A 24,793-nucleotide genomic window follows, 5' to 3' on the forward strand; every position below is an offset into this window, starting at 1 on the left:
TTATTCTGTAATGATGCGTTTGGGGTGCGTATAGACGTCAAAATCATCTCCGCGAACAAGCGCCACAAGCGTGAGATTAGCATCTTCCGCAGTGCGGATCGCAAGCGCTGTAGGTGCCGAAATTGCGGCCAGCAATGGCGCACCGAGAATAACGGCTTTTTGTACCATCTCAACTGAAACACGGCTCGTGAGTGCGACTATACCAGTGGCTGCTGGTCTGTTTTCATGCGCCAGTGCACCAATAAGCTTGTCCAGCGCATTATGTCGACCAACATCTTCACGAACCGTGACAAGTCCCTGATCTGGAACGTAAAAACCTGCACCATGCACCGCATGCGTCAGCGCATTCAAATGCTGCTCACCAGCAAGCACATCCATAGCTGCTGTGATTGATGCTGCTTTAAACCGAATGTTACCTGGCCCTATCTGCATGAGCGGACGAATAGCCTGATCGATAGAATCGATTCCGCACAAACCGCAGCCCACAGGCCCTGCCATAAACCTGCGTCGGGCAACGAGCATATCGTTACGCGTCGGGACAAGCCGCATCTGAATATCGATGCCCTTTTCAAACACCTCAATATTCAGATCTTCGATTTCAGAGATATGGCTTATGATGTCTTCCGTAAGACTGAAACCTATAGCAAAGTCTTGAAGATCAGCAGGCGTCGCCATCATAACGGCATGGGTCGTACCGTTATAACTCATAGCGATAGGTACTTCCTCCGGAACTTCGCGCGAACTTTTGTAATAACCATCGTGACGACGTGTAACGCGAGGCAAATTCTGGCTGATCTCGTACGTCATCATTTATCCCGCAGTTCACAGATGCATAACTAGGCTGAAGTCATAACACTTAACGATATGACTGGTATCCGTATCAAATTCAATGAAGCAAAAGATTGAATAAATATCTGGCACCAGTCAAAGGGCATTGCGCTTGCGATGAGCATTGCGAACAAGCTATATCTGCACACAATTCAAGTTCGTAAAGACTTGGTGTCAGTTCCAACAGATCGTCTTACAGGTGCAAAAATGGATATTCGTCAAATCGACGACAATTACTCAGTGACCGGACAAATTTCGCCCGATGACGTGCGCGATATCGCGGCTGAAGGCTTCCAGACGATCATCTGCAATCGTCCCGATGGCGAAGAAGGGCCAGACCAGCCAACTTTTGCTGAAGTCGCCAAGGTAGCGGAAAAAGCCGGCATCAAGACTTATTATATACCGGTCGTTGGCGGACAGTTAACTCAGGAAAACGTCGATGAAATGGCCTCGGCACTTGCCGAAGCCGAAGGCCCTATTCTGGGCTATTGCCGCTCTGGCACACGCTCAACGAATATTTACGGGATCGTGCAGAACCAAAAGCGCGGATAAAAAACGAGCGCAAGCTATTTGGACGGTGTTGCCGCAAAGGCATTTGAGAAGTCTTTGCAAACATAGCGATTACCGTCCAGAAGCACGCGGGCCTGAAAACCGCGCATTCGAGAACTTGGTCCGGCGAACATTATGCGCCGAATACTGACGATAATAGCTCATGCCAGTGCGCGCCGCTGTTGCGATCACACCGCCAGCAATCATGGTCCAGCCGATAATCTGCGGCCAGTTGAAGCTTTCAATACCCGTGCTTAGAGCCACGATAACAACACCAGCCCATAAAACAGCAGCCGTACGGCGCCAGAAAACCGGATTGAGTTCGTCAAAGACAGCCTTCCACAGCGAAAGCACAAGACAAGCAAAGAAAACGGCTGCGGCCAAACCAATGTTCAGCAACTCGACTGGGAGCCATTGTTGCGTGTTGAGCATAGATTCCATCATTCCATTCCTTCCGCGACCTTGACGGTGACCTTCGTGGCCATTTGCATGTCAGCTTGCGCGGTCTTGTTTCAATTGTGACCATTGAGCTTTCGCATTGTGGTAGAAGCATGGAATTGGGCCTATAATACAGTCACATATTATTGCGTTCACGCGAAATATCGTGTTGAAATCATTCAGTAATCTGCGCTCAACGACAGGCCTTGAACTCGTCAAAGCCCTTGATAGATCAGCATTTTTTGGATTTTCCGCACATTCGGCAACCATGCCGCGCATCGTGTTAAAGTCGCGAACCATAACGATATTGTAACAATTTGATATTGCAGAACTTCTGCGATTAGCTGCGAGCGTTACTTAAACGACGACCAACGCGCGAAAGCAGAATGACCGGCAAAATACCGACCGCCACAATTGCAAGTGCTGCAACCGACGCTTCTTCATAGGTACCGCGTGCAGCCTCGCCATAAAGATGCGTCGCAAAGGTCTCAATATTGAGCGGACGCAGAAGAAGCGTGGCCGGTAACTCCTTCACGCAATCAACAAAAACCAGCAGACCTGCGGCGACAATAGCCGTTTTTGATAGCGGCAAATGCACCTGACAGAAAGTTGCTGTCACCCCTCGCCCGAGTGTACGCGACGCGTGATCAAGCGATTGCGGAATACGTTCAAGCCCTGCATCGATGCCGCCTGCAGAAATAGCGAGAAAGCGTGCAACATAGGCATAAATGATCGCTGCTCCCGAGCCGATCATCAGCAAGCCAGTGGACATACCGAAGAAGGTGCTAAAAAGCTGACCGAAGAAACGATCAGCGGCACCAGAAACGATCATGATGCCAATAGCAATTACGGTTCCAGGTGCTGCGTACCCCATAGTCGAAAACCGATAAAACCAACGTGAGGCAGTACCCGGAAAAAGCCGCATCGCATAGGCCACCATCATGCCAAACAACAGTACCAGAATGGTTGCGACAGATGCGAGCATGACGGTGTTGAATGCTTCACCGGCGAGACGGGGTGAGATACCCGCAAAACGCATCCGCTTGACTGCCTCAATCACAAGATAAGTCGCGGGCAAGATAAAGCCGATAATGATTGGCGTGAGGCAGGCAATGAAAAGCCAAATGCTTTTCAAACCGCTCACCTTCAGCGGCTCGAAACCACGTGAATGGCGAATATTGGACGAGAAACGTTGTTTACGCCTCGCCCAACGCTCAATTGAAACAAGAGCGACAACTAGCAATAAAAGCGCCAAAGCAAGCTGTGCTGCCCCCGGCAGGTCGAAGCGCGTAACCCATGTTGTGTAAATCGAAACAGTCAGCGTCCGCACACCGAGAAATTCGGCAGCACCAACATCGTTAAGCGTTTCCATCAATGCGAGACTGACACCAATAGCCACAGCAGGACGTGCAAGCGGCAGTGCCACGCGCCAGAATATACCGCGGCGGCTGACGCCCAATGTGCGTGCGGCTTCGATCAAGCTCGCCGACTGTGTGAGAAACATTGCGCGCGTTGGAATATAAACATAGGGATAAAGTACAAAGCCGAGCAGGATTATGCAGCCCGTCATTGATCTTATATCCGGCAAACGGAACTGGCGCGGAGTTTCATAGCCCAACATGAAACGGATTGCGCTTTGTATCGGGCCAATTGGGTGCAAAATATCAAGATAAGCATAAGCGATGATGTAGGTCGGCACTGCAAGCGGTAGCAAAAGCGCCCATTCCAGCACACCGCGCCCACGAAAATCATAGGCTGTGACAAGCCAAGCAGTCGATGTGCCGACAAAGGCCGTAATAAGCCCCACGCCTGCAAGCAAAATGATTGTATCGGTAAAGGCCGTAGCAAAGATCGTTGAGAATAGATGACCCCACAGCCCAGATGAGCCGCGCAACGCTTCTATAATCAGTGCAAGAACCGGCAGGCACACCAGAAGCGCAATCAATCCTGAAAGCCACAACCAGCCTCGCCCTGAACGCGAGCGAAAAGGCTTGGTCGATGATGCGGCTTGCACAGATTCCGGCATGCTTTCCTCATATCAAAACGCCGGCGCAAAGGTTTTGCACCGGCGTCATTTTCATAATGCTAATCAGCTTTTAATTATCAAAGCCAACTTTGTCGACCAGTTCGCTGGCCTGCTTACGGTGCTTGACGATTTCCGAAAGCGGGACGCTGTCGATCTTCAGTTCACCGAAGGATTCCACAATCGGATCAACCGGAGCGCCTGCCTTGACTGGATATTCGTAGTTCGCCTGAGCGTAGAGCTTCTGAGCGTCGTCCGAAGCAAGATATTCAAGAAGCTTGACGGCTTCTTCCTTGTTCGGCGCGTTCTTGGCAACAGCTGCACCGCTGATGTTTACCTGTGTGCCACCATTCGCAAAAGTTGGCAGGATGACTTTAATGCCGTCGCCCCATGCCTTTTGTTCGTCTCCGCTTTTACCTGAGCGCATCAGACCAACATAGTAGGAGTTGGCCACTGCGATATCGCAGATACCACCGACGATATCCTTAGCGCCATCACGATCACCACCGGCAGCCTTGCGTGCCAGATTAGCTTTCAGGCCAGTGAGCCATTCTTCGGTCTTTTCGGCACCATTATGCGCAATATAATCTGCGATCAGTGCCGTATTGTAAGGATGCTGACCAGCGCGTATGCAGATCTTGCCCTTCCACTTCGGATCAGCCAATTCTTCATAGGTGATCTTGTCGAGTTCCAAATCCTTATCGGCATAGATTACGCGTGCGCGCATCGACAGGCCAAACCAGTTACCATCGGCATCACGCAGCTGCTCAGGAATTGCATCCTTCAAAGCCTGCGAATCGACCTTCTGGGTCAATCCCTTGTCGACGAGATCAACCAGATTGCCAGCATCAACGGTCATCAGAATATCGGCAGGAGACTTATCGCCCTCAGACGCAACACGTTCAGCGAGACCATCCTTCAGGAAAACTGTGTTGACGGTCGTGCCCGTCTTTTCCTTATAGGCATCGAGCAAAGGCTGGATCAGGCCTGGCTCACGGGTTGTGTAAATATTCACCTCATTTGCATTCGCAGCACCTGAGAGAAAAGTCGCAGCCATGAGTGCAAGTCCAGCACGCGCGATCTTGGGCATATTACCTCCGAAAATATGGTTCATTTGGAACTATATGGTATGCAATCGGAATATATGAACTCGATTTTGCAGGGTCAATTGCACGGGTGAATAAATATGACCTATTTACTCACTTTTCCCAAAAATCAGCGCTTTGCTCCAATCAACGTGGAGGAAAACAGATGAAGCATCTTCCGCCACATGCTGATCCGTTCGAATGCGTAAAGACTGCTCGCTGCCATCAAGGCGGATTAGCAACTCTTCGGTTTCACCAAGATAGATTCGCGTTTCGATCTGTCCACTCAAACCACTGGCTTGGTCGTCCGGAAAAATTCTAATATCGCGCGGCCGGATATAAACGAGAACTTCACCGCTAATATCGAGATCACCCGGGGCATCGAAAGAACCCAGTTTTGTTTCAATTCCATTGCCACGAACAAAACCTTCAAACGCGTTGAAGTCACAGAAGAAATCGGCTGCGTATCGGCTATTTGGATGATTATGCAGCTCGCGAGGAGAACCTTGCTGCACGATTTCGCCAGAGCGCATCAGAACAACGCGATCGCCGGTCGAAAGCGCTTCTTCTGCCTCATGCGTCACGATAATGACCGGCGTGCCGAGTGCGCGCAGCAGCGCCATAGTCTCGCTACGCACGCGCGCGCGTAAGCCGCGATCCAGATTGGAGAACGGCTCATCCATTAAAAGCAGATCAGGCTTCGGTGCCAATGCCCGAATAAGCGCCACGCGCTGCTGCTCCCCACCCGACAACATATGCGGGTAACGATCCGCCATCGAAGAAAGACCGACAAGTTCGAGCAATTCATCCACGCGGCTGAGCGCTTGTTCCTTGCGAACCTTGCGCAGACCGAACAGCACATTTTCACGCACGGTCAGATGTGGAAACAACGCGTAGTCCTGAAAGACCACACCAATGTTTCGCTTTTCCGGTTCAACGAAGATCGATGGCCCGACGAGCGTGCGCCCGCCCATCGTAAGCTGACCTTCATCGGGTGCATCAATGCCAGCAATAATCCGCAAGAGTGAAGTCTTGCCGCAGCCGGAATGCCCAACCAGACAGATGATCTCACCGGGCTGCACATCCAGCGAAATGTTATCAAGCGCGCGCACGGTTCCAAACTGCCGACCAATTCCCGAGAGGGTCAGTGCCGGAGCCGTTTCGTTATCGAGCATCGTATCCTGCAGAGTCCGTGCGTCCATAGATGAGGCCGAGAGTCCTGTTATCATCAGTCCGCATATAAATGCACTTGAACAACTTTGCCAATAAAACCCGACCAAACGCATCAGGCATTTGCCGAAACACCATTGAAAGCACAATAATTTGCTGCACTATCCGGTTGAATAAGCTCGCAAATCGCGCAATGTTGCTTTCATCAGAATTTGATATTCGCATTGCAGGAGTCTGATCATGGGGCCGATCACCGACAAAGTGGCAACCGCCGAGCGTTTGCCGCGGGAAACAAAGGTCGCCATTATCGGCGGTGGTGTGATCGGGGTATCGACGGCGCTTTTTCTGGCTGAGCGCGGCATTCCTGTTGCCCTCTTTGAAAAGGGTGAAATCGCTGGCGAGCAATCCAGTCGCAACTGGGGCTGGTGCCGCAGGACCGGGCGCGACAGCCGCGAAATGCCGTTGATTGTCGAAAGTATGCGTCTCTGGAACGGCATGAATGAACGTGTGGGACGCGAAACCGGATTTCGCGTTACCGGCATTGCCTACACTGCCGAGAAGGAAGAAGAAGTCGAGCGCTACGCAGAGTGGATCAAAATTGCCAGCGAGCACGGCATCGAAACCCAACTGCTGAACAGCCAGCAGGCATCAAATCTCGCACCGGGACTGACGCGTCCGCTTAAGGGTGGCATGATCACGCCGCTCGATGGCCGTGCGGAGCCGCAAAAGGCAGTACCTGCTTTTGCCGCAAAGGCGCAGGAACTCGGTGCTGTCATTCTGCAAAACTGTGCCGTGCGCGGGATCGAAACCACCAATGGGCGTGTGTCAGCGGTCCTGACTGAAAAAGGCCGCGTGGCTTGCGAAGCGATTGTCGTTGCTGGCGGCGCCTGGTCACGGCTGATCATATCGTCGTTTGATGCCCACCTACCGCAGCTCAAAGTGCGCTCGTCCGTCTTCCGCACCTCGCCTATCGAGAGCGGCGTTGAACCGGCAATCGCATTTTCGGACTTCGCACTGCGCAAGCGGCTTGATGGTGGTTATACGGTTGCGAGCCTTGGCGGCTCCATTGCCGACATTGTGCCTGACAGTTTTCGTTTCTTCCGCGACTTCCTTCCGTCGCTCTCAACAGAATGGAAATCCCTGCGTTTCCGTTTCGGTGAACGCTTTTTTGAAGAAGCTTTCCAATGGAAGCTCCGTCCGGCAGATCAGGTCTCGGTGTTTGAAAAAATCCGCACGCTTGATCCCGAACCGCACCGGGCAGCGAATGCAGCAGTACTAAGCAAACTCAAAGCCGCTATCCCATCTTTTGCATCTGCAACGATCGCACAGGAATGGGCCGGGCTGATTGATACGATGCCGGATGTCATTCCTGTTATATCGCCCCTGCCCGGCATTGAAGGTCTGATCATCGCCACAGGCTTTTCAGGCCATGGCTTTGGCATCGGCCCCGGTGCAGGACGATTGGTCGCCGATATGGTCAGCGGCGAAACGCCGGTTGTCGATCCGTCGCCGTTCCATATCTCGCGCTTCTCAGACGGCTCGAAAATCCGTATCGAGAACTGGGGTTAAAAAATCTAAAGTCGATTAATCGTACCTGCCGCAGCCATAATGAGTGGTGCAAAGTGACTTGAAAACGTCTCTTTGTTCCACTCGCTTAGCGATCCGCCGACGTGTATTGCTGCAACTGGGCGCCCTTCGGGACCGCGTATCGCCGCACCAATAGCTATTTCGCCTTGAAGAACTTCCTCTGAAGCAAGCGCATAGCCGTTTTCCCGCGCTTCATGAATTTTGTCCCAGATTTCTTGGGGCTCCGTGATGGTGCGCGGAGTAAATTTGCGGCGTTTAGAGCGCTGAATAATCTCGTCTACTTCATCATCCGGAAGCTGCGCCATAACTGCGCGTCCGCCCGAAGTGCAATAAAGAGGCACACTATTGCCGATAAGCGTTGCAAAAAAAGCTTCTCGCTTACTTTGCAAACGAAGCGCGTAAACCAAACGAAGATCGTCTCTGACACTAAGGTCAACACGCTCACTTGCGTCCCGTCGCAGCTCAAGCAGAGCGGGCAGTGCGCGTACAATAACTGAATTTAGTCGCAAATAATCAAGCGTGTGATCGAGAATACGAATGCCGGGAACATAACCCCGATCATTGGGATCGCGTTCAATATATCCCTGCTGGCGGAGTGTGTGAACAATGCGTTGCACAGTGCTTTTGCCCATGCCGCAGATTTTGGCAATCTCGTTAAGAGTCAAAGGCTTACTGGTGCCGTGAAAGGCTGACAAAACCTGCATCGCGCGTGCAATTGCGGAGACAAAAAGCGGGTCATTTTCATCCGCGTCAGACACCGGACGAACACCATATTCCACTCTCTCAACGTCGCGCATAGCCCCTCCTTTAAATCCCCTTGACACATTAGCAAAATGCCAGCTATCGTCAATAACAATACTACCGTATCGCTAGTCGATACTTATGTCAATCACGGGAATGATTGGCTGGTGATCTGGAGGAGGAAAGAATGCGCGGAACAAGTCCTAACTTCGACGCGAGTGAAAAGGTTGGATGTCAAAGCCACCGGTCAGCATCATTGCTGCAAGAAAAAACAACGGAACATCATCTGCAAATGGGAAAAGCAATGCTTTATGAAAAGAATTCTCAGCCATCGCTGAAAGCTAAAGGCTATGCAAATCGCGGCATGAGCCGCTTGCGGTCAACCTTTGCGGGCATGGCGGCTGTTTTGCTTGCTGGCTCAGCATTTTGTCTGCCAGCTCAGGCGCAAACCATCACGGCCGTCATGGAAGGACTGCGCGTCCTTGATCCGGTAATTACCACCGCACACATTACGCGCAACCACGCTTATATGATCTATGACGTTTTGGTTGCCGTTGATGACAAATTTCAGCCACAGCCACAGATGGCAAGCTGGACAGTATCCGATGACAATAAGACCTATACATTTACCCTGCGCGACGGCCTGAAGTTCCACGACGGCGCGCCGGTAACGGCTGCGGATGCAGTTGCTTCACTAAAGCGTTGGGGACAGCGCGATTCCGGTGGCCAGACAATTTTCAAGCTCACAGACAGCCTTGAAGCAAAAGACGACAAGACGATTGTGTGGACGCTTAGCAAGCCATTCCCTCCGCTTCTCGATACAATTGCAAAACAGTCCGCCCTGCCTCCATTCATCATGCCTGCGCGTATCGCTGCAACACCTGCTGATACCGCAATCACCGAATATATCGGTTCTGGTCCATTCAAATTTGTTACCGAGAAATTCCAGCCAGGCGTTAGTGCCACCTATGTGAAGTTTGAAGACTATGTGCCGCGTGACGAGCCGCCAAGCTGGATGGCTGGCGGAAAAAAAGTCAATGTTGACGAGGTCAACTGGCTTACAATGGCGGACTCGCAAACCGCAGTTAATGCGATCATGTCGGGCGAAGTCGATTTCATTGATCAGGTTCCTGTCGACCTGCTACCAATCCTTGAGACCAGCGATGATGTTGCTGTCGAGCTTCGCGATGATCTGGGCTATCAGGCCATTGCTCGAATGAACTTCAAGCATCCGCCGTTTGATAACAAGAGTGTTCGCCAGGCAGCGATGAAAGCGCTTAGCCAGAAGGACTTCCTCGCAAACATCGTCGGCAACCCCGACTACTACAAGGTTTGTGGCGCGATCTTTGGTTGCGGAACACCTTTGGGTGATGAAACCGGCGGCGAAACGCTGATCAATGGCGGTGATATTGAAGGTGCTAAGAAACTCCTCGCAGAGTCGGGCTATGATGGCACGCCGGTCGTTATTCTTCAGGCTACCGATGTGCGCGTGACTTCATCTCAGCCAATCGTTGCAGCGCAGGCTCTACGTGCGGCAGGCTTTACCGTTGACTTGCAGCCAATGGATTGGCAGTCAATTGTTACGCGCCGCGCCAATCAGGGCAAGCCAAGCGAAGGCGGCTGGAACATGTTCTTTACGAACTGGATCGTGCCAGAAGTCGATAATCCGTTGATCAGCCCAATGTTGAATGGTCGTGGTGATCAGGCATGGTTTGGCTGGCCGAAGGATGATGAAATCGAAGCTTTGCGCGAAGAATTCATTGATGCGACGACACCTGAGCAGCGCAAAGAAATCGCCAAGAAGATCCAGATCCATGCGATGGATAATGTGAGCTATGTGCCGCTTGGTCAGTTCTTCTCGCCGCATGCCCGCCGCAAGGTGCTGGAAGATATGGTTATGTCTCCAGTGCAGGTATTCTGGAACGTGAAAAAAGTCGAATAGCCTTCGCCTCGATTTAGATTCAGTTTGATGGCGCAACGTTCAGCGCCGTCAAACCCAAACTATACTGCTCTCATGAACCTGAATGCGTTTGATCTGGAAGTTCATACTTCTCCGGTTCGCATTCTTTCGCCTGAAATTTCGACAAGGACAACCCGATGTTTGGTTTTATCCTGCGTCGCATTCTTGCCGTCATCCCTGTGATGGCAATCGTTGCGATCTTTGTTTTCCTCCTTCTGCGTCTGACACCCGGTGATCCCGCCGCGATCATAGCCGGTGATTCAGCAACGACAGAGCAGCTCGATCGCATTAGAGAGTCGCTGGGGTTGAACCTGCCGCTTCATGTTCAGTTTTTCACTTGGGTTGGCCATCTGTTTCAGGGTGATTTGGGCACGTCACTTATTTCCGGCACATCGGTCACCACGATGATCAGTCAGCGTATGTGGCCGACTTTGAACATCGCTTTGATGACGATCTTCTTGTCCGTTGCCATTGCCGTCCCGCTTGGAATTTTGGCTGCATGGCGGCATCGGACATGGATCGATTACGGCGTCATGACGCTGTCAGTTTTGGGCTTTTCGATACCAGTTTTCGTCATCGGCTATCTGTTCATTCAGTTTTTTGCCATTGATCTGCGCTGGTTCCCGGTGCAGGGCTATACCGCTCCGACAGAAAACTTTGGCAAGTTCCTTTCTCGTGCAGCGCTCCCCTGTTTCACGCTGGCTGTGATTTATGTCGCGCTTATTGCACGCATGACCCGCGCATCTATGCTTGAAGTGCTGGGTGAGGATTATATCCGCACCGCCCGCGCTAAGGGTGTGCGCGAAAAAATCGTTCTTTTTCATCATGCACTGCGTAATGCGGCAGTTCCTATCCTCACGGTTATAGGAACAGGCTTTGCATTGCTGATCGGCGGCGTGGTTGTGACGGAAAGCGTCTTTAATATACCCGGCATTGGACGTTTGACGGTGGATGCCGTTCTCGCACGCGATTATCCGGTTATTCAGGGAATGATCCTGCTTACCAGTGCGCTTTACGTGTTCGTCAATCTGTTGATTGACCTTTCCTACACGCTCTTTGACCCAAGGATACGCTACTAATGTCAGCCACTCTACAACCAGCAGCACGCCTGCAATGGCTGCTGAGCGCTCTGTCTTTCTCAAAGGCAACCCGGCTTGGCATTGGCCCGATAATTGCAGCCGCAGTGCTCATCCTTCTCGTCGTTATGACTGTAATCTCGCCGTGGATTGTCCCGCATAATCCCATGACAATGGATGCGTTGCAGCGTCTGAAGCCACCTTCAGAAACCTATGCGCTGGGTACAGACGGTTATGGTCGCGATCTCTTGTCACGCGTGCTGATGGGTGGTCGTGTATCGTTGCTCATCGGAATTGGTGCAGCAATTGTCAGCATCTTTCTTGGGCTGATCATTGGTCTGATTGCGGGCTTCTCCCGCGTTGCTGATGCCATCATTATGCGTGTTATGGATAGCCTGATGGCGATACCGTCCATCTTGCTGGCAATCGCACTGATCGCGCTAAACGGCGCAAGTATCGGCTCCGTTCTGGCGGCGATCACCATTCCAGAAATTCCGCGCGTTGTCCGTCTGGTACGTTCCATTGTGCTTTCAGCCCGCGAAGAACCTTATATTGAAGCTGCCCTTTCGCTTGGGTCTTCAATGCCAAAAATCATCTGGCAGCATTTGATGCCAAACACACTGGCACCGCTGACTGTTCAGGCCACCTATGTCTGTGCATCTGCTATTCTCACAGAAGCTATTCTGTCGTTCCTGGGTGCGGGCATTTCGACCGAAATTCCGACATGGGGCAACATCATGGCTGAAGGCAGACTGTATTTTCAGCTTAAGCCATCGCTGATCTTCTGGCCGGGATTGCTGCTTTCGCTGTGCATTCTTTCCATCAACCTTCTGGGCGATACAGCGCGTGATCTGCTCGATCCACGTCTTAAGAAACGCGAGGGCTGATCATGATTTTCAAGAACCGTAATTTTGACAATGCACCCACAGTGCTCGAAATATCTGACCTGACGGTCAGGCTTGCTGGCAACAGCAATGCCAAGCCTGTTCTCAATGGCATTTCGCTGAAAATCAGAAAAGGCGAGACAGTCTGTCTCGTCGGAGAAAGCGGATCGGGCAAGTCCGTCACATCGCTTTCGATCATGGGGCTTTTGCCAAAAGGTGCGCTTGAACCCACTGGTGGTCAGATTAATCTGGAAGGCAAAAACCTTCTTGATCTCGGACCACAGGCAATGCGTGCCATTCGCGCCCGGAAAATCTCGATGATCTTTCAGGAGCCGATGACAGCACTCAATCCGGTTTTGCGCGTCGGCGAACAGATTGAAGAAGTGCTCCGTACGCATTTGAATCTGTCATCCAGCGAGCGGAAAGCACGTGTTCTTAATATCATGGAACAGGTGCATCTGCCCGATATTGATCGCGTTTATCGCTCCTATCCGCATCAGCTTTCTGGTGGTCAGCGTCAGCGCATCATGATCGCCATGGCGCTTGTGCTTAAACCGCAATTGCTGATTGCTGATGAGCCGACGACCGCGCTTGATGTTACCACGCAAAAGCAAATACTCAGCCTGATTGCGGAACTGCAAGAAAAGCACGGCACCGCCGTTCTTTTCATTACGCATGATATGGGCGTTGTAGCAGAGATTGCCGACACTGTTCATGTGATGAAAAACGGCAATGTGGTTGAACACGCACCAGTCGAAAAACTGTTGCGCTCCCCACAGGAGGATTATTCGAAAAAACTGCTGCAATCTGTACCGAGCCTGACGCCACGCGCAGCACGTGCAACTGCTTCTGATGAACTAGCCCTTCAGGTCGATGATCTCCAAAAGGCATACGGAACGCACAAGGTTTTCGTTAAAGGCGAGCATACATTCGCTGCAAGCGATGTAAGTTTCACAATTAAGCGCGGTCGAACACTTGGCATCGTGGGCGAAAGCGGCTCGGGCAAATCGACCGTTGCCCGATGTGTAATGCGTCTTATCGATCCTACGGCAGGCGACATTAAGGTTTCCGATTACAACATAGCCAAGCTATCGCAGCGACAGCTGAAACCTTACCGCAAGCATATCCAGATTATCTTTCAAGACCCGTTTCGCTCACTGAATCCACGTTGGACGATTGGTCGAAGCCTTGTTGAAGGCCCGGTCAATATGGGCGTTGATAAAAGCACAGCAACAAAACGCGCTACGGAACTGCTGCAACTGGTTGGGTTGCCGGAAGATGCTATCGATCGTTACCCGCACCAGTTCTCCGGTGGTCAACGCCAGCGTATTGCCATCGCACGAGCTGTTGCCATGGAACCTGATGTTCTCGTGGCTGACGAGGCGGTTTCTGCGCTTGATGTCTCGGTTCAGGCACAGGTGTTACAACTGCTCGATGAATTGCAGGAAAAGCTTGGCATCTCAATCCTTTTCATCACACACGACCTGCGTGTTGCCGCGCAAATCTGTGACGATGTTCTGGTTATGCAGCATGGCCGCATTGTTGAGTATGACACCGCCATCAATGTGCTTTCCGAACCCAAACACGCCTATACGCGCAGCCTGATTGATGCAGCGCCCGGCAGGCAGTGGGATTTTGCCCACTTCCGTGAGCTTGGCACGACGACAACCGAAGCGCCGCTCAACTGAATTCCACTTTTCCTTAGACTGGATCAAACATAATCATGACAAAACTTAATGCACTCAGCGCTCAGGAAATGATCGACGGCTACGAAGCCGGAACCTTTTCGCCTGTTGAAGTTACTAAAGCGGTTATTGAACATATTGAGCAACACGAACCACAATTGAATGCGATGTGGTTCGTTGATGCCGAAGGCGCCCTAGAGGCAGCACGCGCATCTGAAGCACGCTGGAAAGCAGGAGAACCAATTCGGGTGAAGGGCGTATCGCTGGATGGCGTTCCCGTAACACTCAAAGAAAACATTGCTACCAAGGGCGTGCCGATGCCGCTGGGCACAGCTTCCGGCGACATGACACCGAAGACGGCAGATTCACCACCTGCCGCCCGCCTCCGTGAAGCTGGCTCCGTTTTTCTTGGAAGAACAACAATGCCAGATTTCGGGATGGCATCATCCGGCACATCGAGCTTTCATAAACTCGCCCGCAATCCTTGGAACCTTGAAAAGAACCCCGGCGGATCAAGTGCAGGTGCTGCCGCAGCGGGTGCCGCGGGCTATGGCCCCATTCATCTGGGAACCGATATAGGCGGCTCCGTTCGCCTCCCAGCTGCATGGTGCGGTCTGGTTGGTCACAAGCCCAGCTTGGGGCGCGTTCCTATCGAGCCACCTTTTATGGGACGTGCCGCAGGTCCAATGACACGACGCGTTCACGATGCCGCAATGGCCATGGCTATTCTGTCCCAGCCAGACAGTCGCGATCACATGAGCCTCCCAGAAGCCGACATTGATTGGTTGAATCTTGAGCGTAGCGTTCGTGGCTTAAAGATTGGCCTTCTTCTCGATCCGGGCTGTGGAATGGCTGTCGATCCGCAAGTAACCGCTGCTGTCACAGAGGCTGCCAAACTGTTCGAAAATGCCGGTGCACATGTCGAACTTTTAAAACCTTGGATGACACCCGAAATGCTTCGTGGTCTGGATCATTTCTGGCGCACAAGATCCGGTTTAGATGTGCAGGCCCTTCCAGAGCAAACACGTGAAAAAATCCTACCCATCATGCGTGAATGGGCTGAATCCGGCCTTGGAAAAACAGGGGAAGAAGTTTTCCGCAATTACCTGATGACGCTGGAGATCAGGTCAAAGACGGTCGCGGCGACTGCTGATTACGATTTTGTTCTGACGCCAATTTCACCCAATGTCAGCTTCCCAGCAGAATGGACCTATCCAAACAACAATACTGTTGAGGGTGCACAATCCCACATCAACTTTACGCTGTTGTTCAATATGAGCGAACAGCCTGCGATTTCTGTCAATTGTGGTTATGATAGTGCTGGCGTGCCAATCGGATTACAGATTGCTGGCCGTCGCTTTGATGATCTCGGCGTGTTGCAAATGGCAACAGCTTTCGAACAAATGCGCGGCCCCCAGCGCGCCTGGCCTTTCTAAATATCGAACAGAATTGGGCAGTGGTCTTGAACCCCTGCCCGTCCTCAAGCGCAAGCTTTACTGCCTCTTGTCAAACATCCAAACTGATACATATCCATATTTATCTTATGGGTTATGGAGATAACGATGGGTGAAGCAGGTGTAGGCTGGATCGCAGCAATCATTATTGGTGGTCTTGCAGGTTGGATTGCCTCCAATTTCATGAATAGCAACACAGGCATATTCATGAACATTATTTTGGGCATCATCGGCGCTGGCATTGCCAGCTTTTTATTCGGCCTTCTGGGTGTGTCATTCGGTGGCTGGCTTGGGTATCTGGTTGCCGGTTTCATCGGAGCATGCATATTAATATGGGTCGCGCGCGCGATAACCTAACGTCGGTAACGAGCAATCAAAGCCCCGCTTTCGGGGCTTTTTTTGTTTACAGAATAAAATCCGATCAAATATTCATGAACAGCTAATTTAAACTCATTTTAAATTGAAACACCCTATTTATTGCGTCTAATAAAGATGTGCTGAATGTTGACGGAGTTGTAGGGTGATACGGATACTATTTCTTCTGTTAGGTCGCGAGATTATTCAGCGACACTGGAGAACCTTGCTGGTCGTATCCGCTCTATGGATTATCGGCGGCGCGTTGATCATCATTGATGCGCTGGACGGTAAAACCCTTATCCCAACACGTATTTTTGGCTATTTTCTGCTTCCAGAGGCCGCACTTTGCCTCTTCGCAGCGATTGCAAGCCAAGGCACGGCACGGAGAATGCGTATCGTGCAAGGCGTTGCTCTGTCGGGCGTTAGCATATTAATCCTTACCTCTACTCCAGCCAGTAACTTCGCACTCGCAGTTCTATTCGGCCTATGCTTCTTTATTGACGGCGTTGTGCGTATTGGCAGTGCTTGGGTTGTCCGTTATCCGCGCTGGAAAGTTGGCCTCATCGGTGGCGTTGTTGAAGTTCTGATAGCAATTTTCACACTTCAACCTTGGCCGACATGGTATGCTGGAACTGTCGGCGTGAATGTCGGCGCTGTACTTGTTTTGACTGGTATTGGTCTGCTCAACATTGCGTTCCGAATTAAACGTCTGGAGGCAGACGCGTCGTTAACAAGCATTTTGAGTAGAAATCCCTTCAATTATCGCGCCGCACAGATTTATAAAAAACGAACTGCGCGCAACCGTAAAAAGCTTATAGTCCACGTCTGGACGCCGACCGGTACAGCAATGACGTCGCTGCGACAGCGTGCAATCAACCGCTACATAGCGGCAGTTGATAATAATGGTGTGATCTCGACAGGGCATTCTGCACTGGAAATGGCACCCGATGTTTATATCAGTCACTATCCGGCAGCCGAAATTGACCGCAATCCGGATGAATTCACGCGCACACTGCGCGCGACACCAGACAATAATGTTCCCGGCCGCTTTTTGCCAAGTTATGAGTTTGAATCCAACGATTGGTGTCCATCAACTGTAAAAGTGGAAATCAATAATATTGACGCAGCACGCCTGCGCCGTTTTTGGAAACACTATCGCGCAAATGACACCTATAATCTGACGAACAGAAACTGCTCAAGCGCTGTCGCAGACGCGCTCGATGCCGCACTTGAAGGTGTTTATCGCGAACACAGATGGCCTGTCTTCAAGGCACTGCAAGCCATTGTATTTCCAGAATTATGGGCTGCAGGACTTATGCGAAAACGCGCTGAATCCATGGCATGGACACCCGGACTTGTCCTTGATTATGCACGTGCGTTATCAGCTTTGGTGGACCATTCTGAACGCCCGTCGACAAAGCAGAGCTTCCGTCTTGTAAAAAAGTATTCGCCACGCAAATCGAAGGCTCGCGCCGGTTAAAACACGTGATAATGTCACATGATTTAACTTGATTGTTTTACTCATATTAAATAGATTTCTCTGATCTATCATACAATAATATGGATCAGGCCGAAGTGCATTTTATATCAGGTATTCGCGTTTCACCTTTGGGTAAAGTCGCAAAATCGTTGCTGGTGCTCGTAATTCTTTGCATCGCACCACAGACTGCATTTGCCGAAAGCCATGAAGCAAAACGCATCGTCTCACTTGGCCCTGACGTGACGGAAATCATATTCGCTCTTGGCGCTGGCGATAAAGTCATCGCGGTTGATCGCAGCAGCAAATATCCCGCTGAAACGGCGAACAAGACCAATGTAGGCTATCGCCGCAGTCTGTCGCCCGAAGGCATTCTGGCGCTTAACACCGATCTCATCATAGCTTCTGAAGATATCGGGCCACCTGAAACAACCGATGTGCTCAACCAATCAGCGGTCGAAGTGTTTTATGTGCCCGTTGACAACAGCCGCGAGGGGCTCATCAAAAAAATTGGGCTGATAGCAAAACGGCTCGGTGTTGAAAAGCAGGGTGAAGCTCTGACACAGACGGTTATAGATGATTTCGATGCAGCCACGGCCTATGCTAAAAAGATTTCAGCGGACAAGCAGAAAAAAGTCGTCTTTTTCCACGGTCTTGCAAGGCTGAGTGGTGCCGGAAGCGACACAGCGGCAGATGCGTTTATTCGCTATGCTGGCGGGACGAATCCTTTGTCTATTTATTCCGGATATAAGCCAGTATCGGAAGAATGGCTGGTCAAGGCCGAACCGGATGTAGTTCTCATGCTGTCCGATGGTGCAGGCGGGCCAACACGCGAGGATGTTTTCTCGCATAAAGCATTACAAGAGACTCCCGCTGCACGCAGTCAGTCACTGGTTGTTCTTGAAGGGCCTTACATGCTGGGATTTGGCCCACGCACAGCCGAAGCGATCCGTAAGCTGGCGGCTGCCCTCTACGAATAATTCAACAAAAAGCCCCGGAAAACCGGGGCTTCATCACTTCCGATATTCAATTATGTTTATTAAGCACTCGCAGATGCGGCCTGAGAAACACTCAGAACGCTAAGCTCATGTGCCTTGCCATCACGTGCTGTCCAGGACATCGACTGACCGGGCGTCAAGCCGATAAGCGCGGTACCAATCGGTGTAAGAATCGAAATCTTACCCTGCGCAATATCTGCTTCACCCGGATAGACCAGTGTTACTTTCCGCTCATGGCCATCATTAGAGCGAAACTCCACTGTCGAGCCCATGCAAACAACATCAAGCGGCAGCTTCTTCTGCGGAACAACCTTTGCGCGATCCAGCTCCTGTAACAGTTCCTCAGCAACTTCTTCCAGTTTTTCGGAGACGTTACCGGCCAGAATTGTCAGGCGTTCATTATCGATGTCGCTTACGACGATCTTTGGCTTCTTACGGTTCTTTACGCTCATGACGTTCGCTCACTGCTGTCTAGTGATGATTGCTCTCCGCGACGATTCTCGCCCGGAATAACTGATTATTTTTTAAGAAAGCGCTTTTAACAATTCCGCTTGCTGGCAAGCGGCAAACCGTCCCCCGGAATCCTCTGCGCTAAGCAGGACTCGAGGGTTGCTATCCCATGATCGGTTGGAACCGATGGAGTATGGATGCGAAACGGTTGTTCATATTGCTAAACTTGGTGATATCCTTGGCAATGTCAAGTGCACAACTGACAGTGTGACCGAGTAACGATGGTATTACTGTGGTTTAATGCTATAAATCGATGTTCCTTTTATGTTCACAAAGCAGCATCCAGCTATGACCGATTCATATGCCGCAAATCATTCGGAGCAAGGTTTCTGCCGCGATTGCCTATCGCTGCAAAAGCTTGCAACGACGCGACGTTGCAGTGCGTGCGGCAGTCCGCGGCTTGTACGTCATGCAGAGCTATACAAACTCTCGCTGGCCCATGTTGATTGCGATGCTTTTTATGCTTCTGTGGAAAAGCGCGACAATCCCGATATTCGCGACAAGCCAGTCATCATCGGAGGCGGTACGCGGGGCGTTGTTTCAACCGCCTGTTACATTGCGCGCATTCATGGTGTGCGCTCCGCCATGCCGATGTTCAAAGCGCTGGAAGCTTGCCCTGACGCCGTGGTTGTTAAACCCAACATGGAAAAATACGCACGTGTAGGCCGTGAAGTTCGACAACTGATGCATGAACTCACGCCGCTCGTCGAACCGATCTCTATTGATGAAGCATTCCTTGATCTCGACGGCACCGAACGCTTGCACCGTGCACCTGCCGCGCTGGTTCTGGCTCGCTTTGCCAAACGTGTCGAAGACGAAATTGGCATCACAATTTCGGTCGGACTTTCGTATTGCAAATACCTCGCCAAAGTCGCCTCTGATCTACAAAAACCACGTGGGTTTTCTGTTATCGGAGAAGCCGAGGCACTAGATTTTCTGCGCGATAAGCCGGTCAGCATGATTTGGGGCGTTGGAAAATCATTTAATGCGAAGCTGGAAAGCGATGGCATTCGTACAATCGGCCAATTGCAGACAATGGATGAAGGTTCGCTGATGAAGGCTTACGGCACGATGGGCCAGCGTCTTTTCAGACTGTCGCGAGGACAAGACAGCCGCAAAGTCGAACCGGAACATGACATGAAAAGCGTTTCGGCAGAAACCACCTTCAACAAAGACCTCTCGCAAGAAAGCGATCTCGTACCTGTCCTACGTGCATTGTCGGAAAAGGTTTCGCATCGTCTTAAAAATGCTGACATTGCGGGCCGCACAGTCATCCTCAAACTCAAGACGCAGGATTTCAAGCTACGCACCCGTAATCGCCAGCTCGCAGACCCCACACAGCTTGCGGATCGCATTTTCCGCACAGGTCTTCAGCTTTTAGAAAAAGAACTGGATGGCACCAAATTCAGACTACTGGGAATTGGTGTAGGCGAATTATCAACCGACGACCGCGCCGATCCACCTGATCTGGTTGATACGGCAGCCACAAAGCGCGCGGTGGCGGAAGGCGCGATTGATAGCCTACGCAACAAATTTGGGCGTAATGCCGTGGAAACCGGCTATACCTTTTCCAAAGGCAATCTCGCACGACCACAAACACCTTCGGATCGCGAACCTGAAGAATAATTGCAATTAAGACATTTAATTAGAAAGCCTTGGAGAAAAATCACACAATCGCCGGTAACCGCTTGACGAAGCGTGTCTGGATCAATATTGGAACTCATCAAGAGTGGACTGACTGATTTGACACCGCTCTTCGGATGGCCTCATGGCGGAGTGGTTACGCAGAGGACTGCAAATCCTTGCACCCCGGTTCGATTCCGGGTGAGGCCTCCAAAAAAATTATCCAACAAAAACAATATGTTAAAATAGATCACGGGCCATTATCGGCCTGATTTCATGTTGCATCTTGTCACAAGTAGATTCCCTGCAATTACAACTGGTTACAAAAAAACCCGGCAAATCCATGCAACATGGAATGCAACATGCTTGACTCTTTCATTGGCATGAACAAAATAAGAACATCGATGGCGGTCGTGACAAACACAGATATACGGTTGGCGTGTGTATCTGCTTTTTAATGGAGCAGTACAATGAATGCGGTTACGCAAGAAAATGAATACGACAACGAAATTGAACTCGTCCTCGCCTATCACAAAGGCGACGTGCGAGCGGCAATTGAAGCGCTTTTGAAAGACCGCGACTTTCTCGTCAAAGAAATCGAATACGCCAGCCTTGCAATGTCGATGGGCTTCGCTCGCGGCTGGAAGCCGACTGTGTTTACAAAATGAGCATATCCCGCGGAGAGCCACCAAAGATGCTGATCAACAAGGAAGTGTCAAAAGCTTATTTTAAATTGCGGCATGTCAATTTCTTATAGCAGAAATAAAGGCTTCCATTCCCTGAGTATAAATTTCTCCGCGAAGTTTACTATGGTGTGAACATTGGCGTAAAGTTTGAATATCAAGCTTTAATGAAACTTGTTCCACCAAACATCATCAATAGGTTGCGGCCATATATTTAGCTCATTAGAAAATGATACCTACAACTGCAAAAAATGGAGAAATATATGCGCCGTCTAATTATTGCAGCAGCAATTACCGGAACAACATTGACTTCCGCATTTGCTCAACAGCCAACGCCTGAACAGATGGAAATGGCTTACAATGCCGCGCGCAATCAGCTTGGCGTGCTCTCATACTGCCAAGAAAAGGGATTTATTGACGGCAGCGCAATCGAAGTTCAGGCAAAGTTGATGACGCTAGTTCCAACTCCCGCTGACGTATCTAAGGGCGATGCAGCTGAAGCCCTCGGTAAAGAAGGAAAAGTTTCAGCTATGGGCATGGAGCAGGACATTCAAACGTCAGCAAAGACTCAGGGCATTGATGAAGCGAAGCTTTGTGAAATGATGGCTAGCACCATTAAACAAGCTGCAGCCAACTTGCCAAAATAAAAAACAGCCCCGCTCCTATTCAGTGCAGCGGGGCTATTTTTTATCCTGCGCCAGTACAGCAAGAACCTGATCGAGACGAGTATTGTACCCCTTGACGCTTCTCTGGTCTCGCCCCTCAATTCGCGTAGCCACATCTAGATCCGCTGTGGCAATCTGCTCAATTTTTACCCTCTACATCTATAAATAAATTTCATATGCACTGCTTCGATCCTCAGTAATATCTCAATAATAAGACGCATGTTACTCGTGAACTGTGGCAGCGCATGGCAAGCTCCGAAGGGGGCCGGATAGTCATGCTGCAAGCGACGCATCCAAACCATTCAGATACTCAATCAGTTCTTCCGCATCCCGCTTTTTGAGCGAACAACAAAATTGACCATTCAGCGATACCGGTTGATTGGTGACTGTTTCCCGGACTTCCCATAGGCCATTTTGTTGTTCGGAGAGGTAGTAAAAATTATCAACCGAAATTGTTTGAATAGGCATTTGCGTTCCCAAAAAGCATTCAACTTGCCGCAATAACGTGGGTAGAAATCATTGGTTCCCAACCTTTGGAATAATAAATTGACCGGTCAGCCACATGCACTGCAAAAAAGGCTGTGAGTGATGACTAAGAGAATAATCATCATTATCGCGGCAGTTGTCGCCCTGATCATTGCCTATCAGCAAATACCGCACATTGTTATCGGAGAGCGGGCGCAGGGCAGCTATGAAGGAGGGACAGCCTCCGACGCTGACGTATCGAAAGCGATAAGAGATGCGCAGAAAGCCGTCGACAAAGCTGGCCGCGCCAGACTACGAGAAGGAAGAGAGTGAGAAACCCTACAGTAAGTTGATATTGCATAGGATATAGAGGGCACAACATTCTCATCTATATTCACTGGTGCGCACCCCCGGAGTTGGTTGCCTTCTAATAGTGTTTTTCTTTGTCAACTTATCCCAAAGTAGGGAATGCTAATCTTTTACCTTCTGGTAAAGAACACCTGCACTTTACAGGCGGGGCTCAGCTTGGGGTGCGGCCCCGGATCGCCCGCCAGCATCTGGGGCATCTAATTTACTTAGAGTGCTCTTAAGAACGTTTTGCATATTGCGTTATCTGGCCAACGAGCTTTGCCAACATTGATGGCACCACCTTCGCAGCTCCAGTTCTTGCCCTCGCCGATGAGCTAATAGTGCTCAACTACAACCTCCTTCTTGGATTGTGAAAATAGGGCGCGCAGGCCGCTAATCTCATATACAATTCAGGGCAATGCTCATCTTGCCAGTATCTGCCCTACAGTATTTTAGCTGAGGGATTTTCAACTCTTTCAAGCCTTATCTTCGATGTAAAAATCTCCCACTTCCCGCTGGCACGTCGTTTTTGCAGCTCTTCAAAGGCTCAATATACCTGAAATTGGGGAGTGTCTTTTGCTCGAATGTCGATAGACTCACCAAGCACCTAACCGGCGGGGGAACGCTTGGGGAGTGCTGCCCCAGATCGCCCGCCAGCTTCTGGGGCTTTTATTTTGCAGTCAAAAATAGCGAAACAAATCATTACAATTCTGAAATTGAAATTTTTCGACATTTTGCGATGCTGACTACGCGATGTCACCACAGCCCGCAGCACCCAGTAGTGACACGCCATGGAAATCCTGACAGGTATTTCCATAATTAGCAGAAGGTCAGCTATATTCCTTTCTGCTACCGGGAGACGCAGCACATTATCTCCCCAGATATGCGCCTCCCGGCCTTTTTTCTATCCGAAAATGCTGCAAATATGCTCCGCTCAACTAGCACGTGAACGGATTGGCTGAGCAAAAATAATTTGATAAACTGCAGAACGAAGGCAATTTAAAAACTACATCGCCTTCGCATTGAAAATACTATTTTTGCAAGCAGTCCTTTGCCAATTGGCAAAACAGACGGACACCATTTTCCAGGATATCGTCGTTAAAATTATAGGTTGATGTGTGCAGTCCTGAACTGTCTCCATTACCGATCAACACATAAGCACCCGGTACTTTTTCAAGCATGAATGAAAAATCCTCGCTGCCCATCAGCGGCTTTTCCATTTCCGAATAAGCTTCGGCACCAAAGCTTCGGGAAATAGTTGCTTTGACCTGTTCTACCGCGGCCTCATCGTTAATGGTCGCTGGATATCCCGTTAGCCATTCGAACGAAACCTGAGCACCAAAGCTTTCAGCCTGCATCGTTGCAAGTATCTCAATCTTATCGCGCAACATCTTTCGGACCACAGGATCCGTCGCACGCATAGAAATTTCGAGCTTTGCAGTATCCGGGATAACATTGCACACGGACCCTGAATTAAATGCCCCCACTGTCACGACACTTGCCTCATGGGGCGAGATATTCCGTGATACGATGGTCTGCAATGCCATCACGAGGCTCGAACCAACAACTATCGGATCAATCGTCTTTTCCGGCTCTGCACCATGCCCACCACTCCCCCTAATGGTAAGTGTCAGCGCATCTATCGAAGCAGCCACCGGACCAGACTTTGAAGTGAAGCTTCCAGCCTTCATGCCGGGCCAGTTGTGCATCGCAAAAATCTGATCGCAGGGAAAACGCTCGAAAAGCCCCTCCTCAATCATGATCTGTGCGCCGCCGAAATTCTCTTCTGCGGGCTGGAAAATGAAATGCACTGTACCCGAAAGATCGGGATCATTCGCCAGTGACCACGCCGCACCAAGCAGCATTGCCGTATGACCATCATGACCACAGGCATGCATATTACCGGGATTGGTGCTCGCGTAAGGCAAGCCCGTTTCTTCCAGAATTGGAAGAGCATCAAAGTCCGCACGAAAACCAATGGCACGGTTAGAGTTCCCCTTACGCAAACTGGCAACGATACCAGTCTTTGCTAGGCCGCGCGAAACTTCAAAACCCCATTCCTCGAGTTTTGATGCAATAAAATCCGATGTTTTCAGCTCTTCAAGGCCAAGTTCCGGAATGCTGTGCAGATGCTGGCGAATAGCCGTCAATTCGTCAAGAAAACCAGAAATTTTTTGATCGGTCATG

23 protein-coding genes and 1 tRNA gene are annotated in these 24,793 nt (G+C 50.5%); 15 read left to right on the forward strand and 9 right to left on the reverse strand.

Going from position 1 to position 24,793, the window contains the following annotated elements; translation table 11 throughout:
• Positions 1 to 810 carry a formate dehydrogenase accessory sulfurtransferase FdhD gene (gene fdhD, locus J2782_RS10495; protein ID WP_310012091.1) on the reverse strand — a complete coding sequence of 270 codons (810 nt, stop codon included), beginning with the start codon at positions 808 to 810 and terminating at the stop codon, positions 1 to 3.
• A gap of 225 nt (positions 811 to 1,035) precedes the next feature.
• Here fdhD and J2782_RS10500 point away from each other — a divergent pair, with 225 nt between their 5' ends.
• Positions 1,036 to 1,380 carry a protein tyrosine phosphatase family protein gene (locus J2782_RS10500; RefSeq protein ID WP_310012092.1) on the forward strand — a complete coding sequence of 115 codons (345 nt, stop codon included), beginning with the start codon at positions 1,036 to 1,038 and terminating at the stop codon, positions 1,378 to 1,380.
• 69 nt (positions 1,381 to 1,449) lie between these two features.
• On the opposite strand, the gene J2782_RS10505 is transcribed toward J2782_RS10500, so the two are convergent.
• From J2782_RS10505 to J2782_RS10520, 4 genes are all read right to left on the reverse strand, one after another.
• On the reverse strand, positions 1,450 to 1,821 hold the full coding sequence (locus J2782_RS10505; protein WP_310012093.1) for a hypothetical protein: 372 nt from the start codon (positions 1,819 to 1,821) through the stop codon (positions 1,450 to 1,452).
• Between the two features lie 334 nt (positions 1,822 to 2,155).
• Complete coding sequence (locus J2782_RS10510; RefSeq protein WP_310012095.1) at positions 2,156 to 3,841, reverse strand: ABC transporter permease; 1,686 nt, start codon at positions 3,839 to 3,841, stop codon at positions 2,156 to 2,158.
• A gap of 70 nt (positions 3,842 to 3,911) precedes the next feature.
• The gene (locus J2782_RS10515; RefSeq protein WP_250042259.1) at positions 3,912 to 4,928 is read right to left on the reverse strand and encodes a Fe(3+) ABC transporter substrate-binding protein; all 1,017 of its coding nucleotides are present in this window, start codon (positions 4,926 to 4,928) and stop codon (positions 3,912 to 3,914) included.
• 105 nt (positions 4,929 to 5,033) lie between these two features.
• The gene (locus J2782_RS10520; protein ID WP_310012097.1) at positions 5,034 to 6,125 is read right to left on the reverse strand and encodes an ABC transporter ATP-binding protein; all 1,092 of its coding nucleotides are present in this window, start codon (positions 6,123 to 6,125) and stop codon (positions 5,034 to 5,036) included.
• Positions 6,126 to 6,333: 208 nt separating this feature from the next.
• Here J2782_RS10520 and J2782_RS10525 point away from each other — a divergent pair, with 208 nt between their 5' ends.
• Positions 6,334 to 7,662 (forward strand): NAD(P)/FAD-dependent oxidoreductase, encoded by a 1,329-nt coding sequence (locus J2782_RS10525; protein ID WP_310012099.1) that lies wholly within the window; start codon positions 6,334 to 6,336, stop codon positions 7,660 to 7,662.
• Between the two features lie 5 nt (positions 7,663 to 7,667).
• Here J2782_RS10525 and J2782_RS10530 read toward each other — a convergent pair whose 3' ends face one another.
• Positions 7,668 to 8,477 carry an IclR family transcriptional regulator gene (locus J2782_RS10530; protein ID WP_310012100.1) on the reverse strand — a complete coding sequence of 270 codons (810 nt, stop codon included), beginning with the start codon at positions 8,475 to 8,477 and terminating at the stop codon, positions 7,668 to 7,670.
• Between the two features lie 248 nt (positions 8,478 to 8,725).
• Between J2782_RS10530 and J2782_RS10535 the strand changes: the two genes are divergently transcribed.
• The 8 genes from J2782_RS10535 to J2782_RS10570 all read left to right on the forward strand — a co-directional run bounded on the left by J2782_RS10535 (position 8,726) and on the right by J2782_RS10570 (position 18,294).
• Complete coding sequence (locus tag J2782_RS10535; RefSeq protein ID WP_310012101.1) at positions 8,726 to 10,363, forward strand: ABC transporter substrate-binding protein; 1,638 nt, start codon at positions 8,726 to 8,728, stop codon at positions 10,361 to 10,363.
• Between the two features lie 155 nt (positions 10,364 to 10,518).
• Complete coding sequence (locus J2782_RS10540; RefSeq protein ID WP_310012103.1) at positions 10,519 to 11,460, forward strand: ABC transporter permease; 942 nt, start codon at positions 10,519 to 10,521, stop codon at positions 11,458 to 11,460.
• Positions 11,460 to 12,344: an ABC transporter permease gene (locus J2782_RS10545; RefSeq protein WP_310012105.1), complete on the forward strand. Its 885-nt coding sequence runs from the start codon at positions 11,460 to 11,462 to the stop codon at positions 12,342 to 12,344. The genes J2782_RS10540 and J2782_RS10545 overlap by 1 nt, the downstream gene beginning before the upstream one ends.
• 2 nt (positions 12,345 to 12,346) lie before the next feature.
• A complete protein-coding gene (locus J2782_RS10550; RefSeq protein WP_310012106.1) occupies positions 12,347 to 14,029 on the forward strand; it encodes an ABC transporter ATP-binding protein in 1,683 nt (560 codons plus the stop codon).
• A 35-nt stretch (positions 14,030 to 14,064) separates the two neighbouring features.
• Entirely contained in the window at positions 14,065 to 15,462 is a 1,398-nt protein-coding gene (locus J2782_RS10555; RefSeq protein WP_310012107.1) for an amidase, read from the forward strand.
• 126 nt (positions 15,463 to 15,588) lie between these two features.
• Positions 15,589 to 15,837, forward strand: coding sequence for a GlsB/YeaQ/YmgE family stress response membrane protein (locus tag J2782_RS10560; RefSeq protein ID WP_310012108.1), 249 nt, complete (start codon positions 15,589 to 15,591; stop codon positions 15,835 to 15,837).
• 223 nt (positions 15,838 to 16,060) lie between these two features.
• Positions 16,061 to 17,317 (forward strand): HdeD family acid-resistance protein, encoded by a 1,257-nt coding sequence (locus J2782_RS10565; RefSeq protein ID WP_310012109.1) that lies wholly within the window; start codon positions 16,061 to 16,063, stop codon positions 17,315 to 17,317.
• 95 nt (positions 17,318 to 17,412) lie between these two features.
• Entirely contained in the window at positions 17,413 to 18,294 is an 882-nt protein-coding gene (locus tag J2782_RS10570) for a heme/hemin ABC transporter substrate-binding protein (protein WP_310012110.1), read from the forward strand.
• Positions 18,295 to 18,353: 59 nt separating this feature from the next.
• Here the strand turns inward: J2782_RS10570 and rnk are convergent, their stop codons facing one another.
• Positions 18,354 to 18,764 carry a nucleoside diphosphate kinase regulator gene (rnk, locus tag J2782_RS10575; protein WP_310012112.1) on the reverse strand — a complete coding sequence of 137 codons (411 nt, stop codon included), beginning with the start codon at positions 18,762 to 18,764 and terminating at the stop codon, positions 18,354 to 18,356.
• Between the two features lie 346 nt (positions 18,765 to 19,110).
• Between rnk and J2782_RS10580 the strand changes: the two genes are divergently transcribed.
• From J2782_RS10580 to J2782_RS10595, 4 genes are all read left to right on the forward strand, one after another.
• Positions 19,111 to 20,448 (forward strand): DNA polymerase IV, encoded by a 1,338-nt coding sequence (locus J2782_RS10580; RefSeq protein ID WP_310012118.1) that lies wholly within the window; start codon positions 19,111 to 19,113, stop codon positions 20,446 to 20,448.
• 136 nt (positions 20,449 to 20,584) lie between these two features.
• A tRNA-Cys gene (locus J2782_RS10585) sits at positions 20,585 to 20,658 on the forward strand.
• Positions 20,659 to 20,915: 257 nt separating this feature from the next.
• Positions 20,916 to 21,113, forward strand: a complete 198-nt coding sequence (locus J2782_RS10590) for a hypothetical protein (protein ID WP_310012123.1) — start codon at positions 20,916 to 20,918, stop codon at positions 21,111 to 21,113.
• 266 nt (positions 21,114 to 21,379) lie between these two features.
• Positions 21,380 to 21,775, forward strand: a complete 396-nt coding sequence (locus J2782_RS10595) for a pore-forming ESAT-6 family protein (protein ID WP_310012133.1) — start codon at positions 21,380 to 21,382, stop codon at positions 21,773 to 21,775.
• Positions 21,776 to 22,066: 291 nt separating this feature from the next.
• On the opposite strand, the gene J2782_RS10600 is transcribed toward J2782_RS10595, so the two are convergent.
• The gene (locus J2782_RS10600) at positions 22,067 to 22,261 is read right to left on the reverse strand and encodes a hypothetical protein (protein ID WP_310012136.1); all 195 of its coding nucleotides are present in this window, start codon (positions 22,259 to 22,261) and stop codon (positions 22,067 to 22,069) included.
• A 120-nt stretch (positions 22,262 to 22,381) separates the two neighbouring features.
• On the opposite strand from J2782_RS10600, the gene J2782_RS10605 reads away from it, so the two are divergent.
• Positions 22,382 to 22,591, forward strand: a complete 210-nt coding sequence (locus J2782_RS10605) for a hypothetical protein (protein ID WP_310012139.1) — start codon at positions 22,382 to 22,384, stop codon at positions 22,589 to 22,591.
• Between the two features lie 1,046 nt (positions 22,592 to 23,637).
• On the opposite strand, the gene J2782_RS10610 is transcribed toward J2782_RS10605, so the two are convergent.
• Positions 23,638 to 24,792 carry a M20 aminoacylase family protein gene (locus J2782_RS10610; RefSeq protein WP_310012143.1) on the reverse strand — a complete coding sequence of 385 codons (1,155 nt, stop codon included), beginning with the start codon at positions 24,790 to 24,792 and terminating at the stop codon, positions 23,638 to 23,640.
• Position 24,793 lies beyond the last annotated feature (1 nt).

The organism is Brucella pseudogrignonensis, from assembly GCF_031454375.1.
Taxonomy (GTDB): Bacteria; Pseudomonadota; Alphaproteobacteria; order Rhizobiales; family Rhizobiaceae; genus Brucella; species Brucella pseudogrignonensis_A.

What these genes read in the sequence shown, in the direction of transcription:
- J2782_RS10560 (WP_310012108.1), top strand. Translation starts at nt 15,589, where the DNA reads ATGGGTGAAGCAGGTGTAGGCTGGATCGCAGCAATCATTATTGGTGGT.
- fdhD (WP_310012091.1), bottom strand. Translation starts at nt 810, where the DNA reads ATGATGACGTACGAGATCAGCCAGAATTTGCCTCGCGTTACACGTCGT.
- J2782_RS10525 (WP_310012099.1), top strand. Translation starts at nt 6,334, where the DNA reads ATGGGGCCGATCACCGACAAAGTGGCAACCGCCGAGCGTTTGCCGCGG.
- J2782_RS10590 (WP_310012123.1), top strand. Translation starts at nt 20,916, where the DNA reads ATGAATGCGGTTACGCAAGAAAATGAATACGACAACGAAATTGAACTC.
- J2782_RS10505 (WP_310012093.1), bottom strand. Translation starts at nt 1,821, where the DNA reads ATGATGGAATCTATGCTCAACACGCAACAATGGCTCCCAGTCGAGTTG.
- J2782_RS10510 (WP_310012095.1), bottom strand. Translation starts at nt 3,841, where the DNA reads ATGCCGGAATCTGTGCAAGCCGCATCATCGACCAAGCCTTTTCGCTCG.
- J2782_RS10600 (WP_310012136.1), bottom strand. Translation starts at nt 22,261, where the DNA reads ATGCCTATTCAAACAATTTCGGTTGATAATTTTTACTACCTCTCCGAA.
- J2782_RS10500 (WP_310012092.1), top strand. Translation starts at nt 1,036, where the DNA reads ATGGATATTCGTCAAATCGACGACAATTACTCAGTGACCGGACAAATT.
- rnk (WP_310012112.1), bottom strand. Translation starts at nt 18,764, where the DNA reads ATGAGCGTAAAGAACCGTAAGAAGCCAAAGATCGTCGTAAGCGACATC.
- J2782_RS10555 (WP_310012107.1), top strand. Translation starts at nt 14,065, where the DNA reads ATGACAAAACTTAATGCACTCAGCGCTCAGGAAATGATCGACGGCTAC.
- J2782_RS10605 (WP_310012139.1), top strand. Translation starts at nt 22,382, where the DNA reads ATGACTAAGAGAATAATCATCATTATCGCGGCAGTTGTCGCCCTGATC.
- J2782_RS10520 (WP_310012097.1), bottom strand. Translation starts at nt 6,125, where the DNA reads ATGGACGCACGGACTCTGCAGGATACGATGCTCGATAACGAAACGGCT.
- J2782_RS10610 (WP_310012143.1), bottom strand. Translation starts at nt 24,792, where the DNA reads ATGACCGATCAAAAAATTTCTGGTTTTCTTGACGAATTGACGGCTATT.
- J2782_RS10535 (WP_310012101.1), top strand. Translation starts at nt 8,726, where the DNA reads ATGCTTTATGAAAAGAATTCTCAGCCATCGCTGAAAGCTAAAGGCTAT.
- J2782_RS10540 (WP_310012103.1), top strand. Translation starts at nt 10,519, where the DNA reads ATGTTTGGTTTTATCCTGCGTCGCATTCTTGCCGTCATCCCTGTGATG.
- J2782_RS10550 (WP_310012106.1), top strand. Translation starts at nt 12,347, where the DNA reads ATGATTTTCAAGAACCGTAATTTTGACAATGCACCCACAGTGCTCGAA.
- J2782_RS10595 (WP_310012133.1), top strand. Translation starts at nt 21,380, where the DNA reads ATGGAGAAATATATGCGCCGTCTAATTATTGCAGCAGCAATTACCGGA.
- J2782_RS10545 (WP_310012105.1), top strand. Translation starts at nt 11,460, where the DNA reads ATGTCAGCCACTCTACAACCAGCAGCACGCCTGCAATGGCTGCTGAGC.
- J2782_RS10580 (WP_310012118.1), top strand. Translation starts at nt 19,111, where the DNA reads ATGACCGATTCATATGCCGCAAATCATTCGGAGCAAGGTTTCTGCCGC.
- J2782_RS10530 (WP_310012100.1), bottom strand. Translation starts at nt 8,477, where the DNA reads ATGCGCGACGTTGAGAGAGTGGAATATGGTGTTCGTCCGGTGTCTGAC.
- J2782_RS10515 (WP_250042259.1), bottom strand. Translation starts at nt 4,928, where the DNA reads ATGCCCAAGATCGCGCGTGCTGGACTTGCACTCATGGCTGCGACTTTT.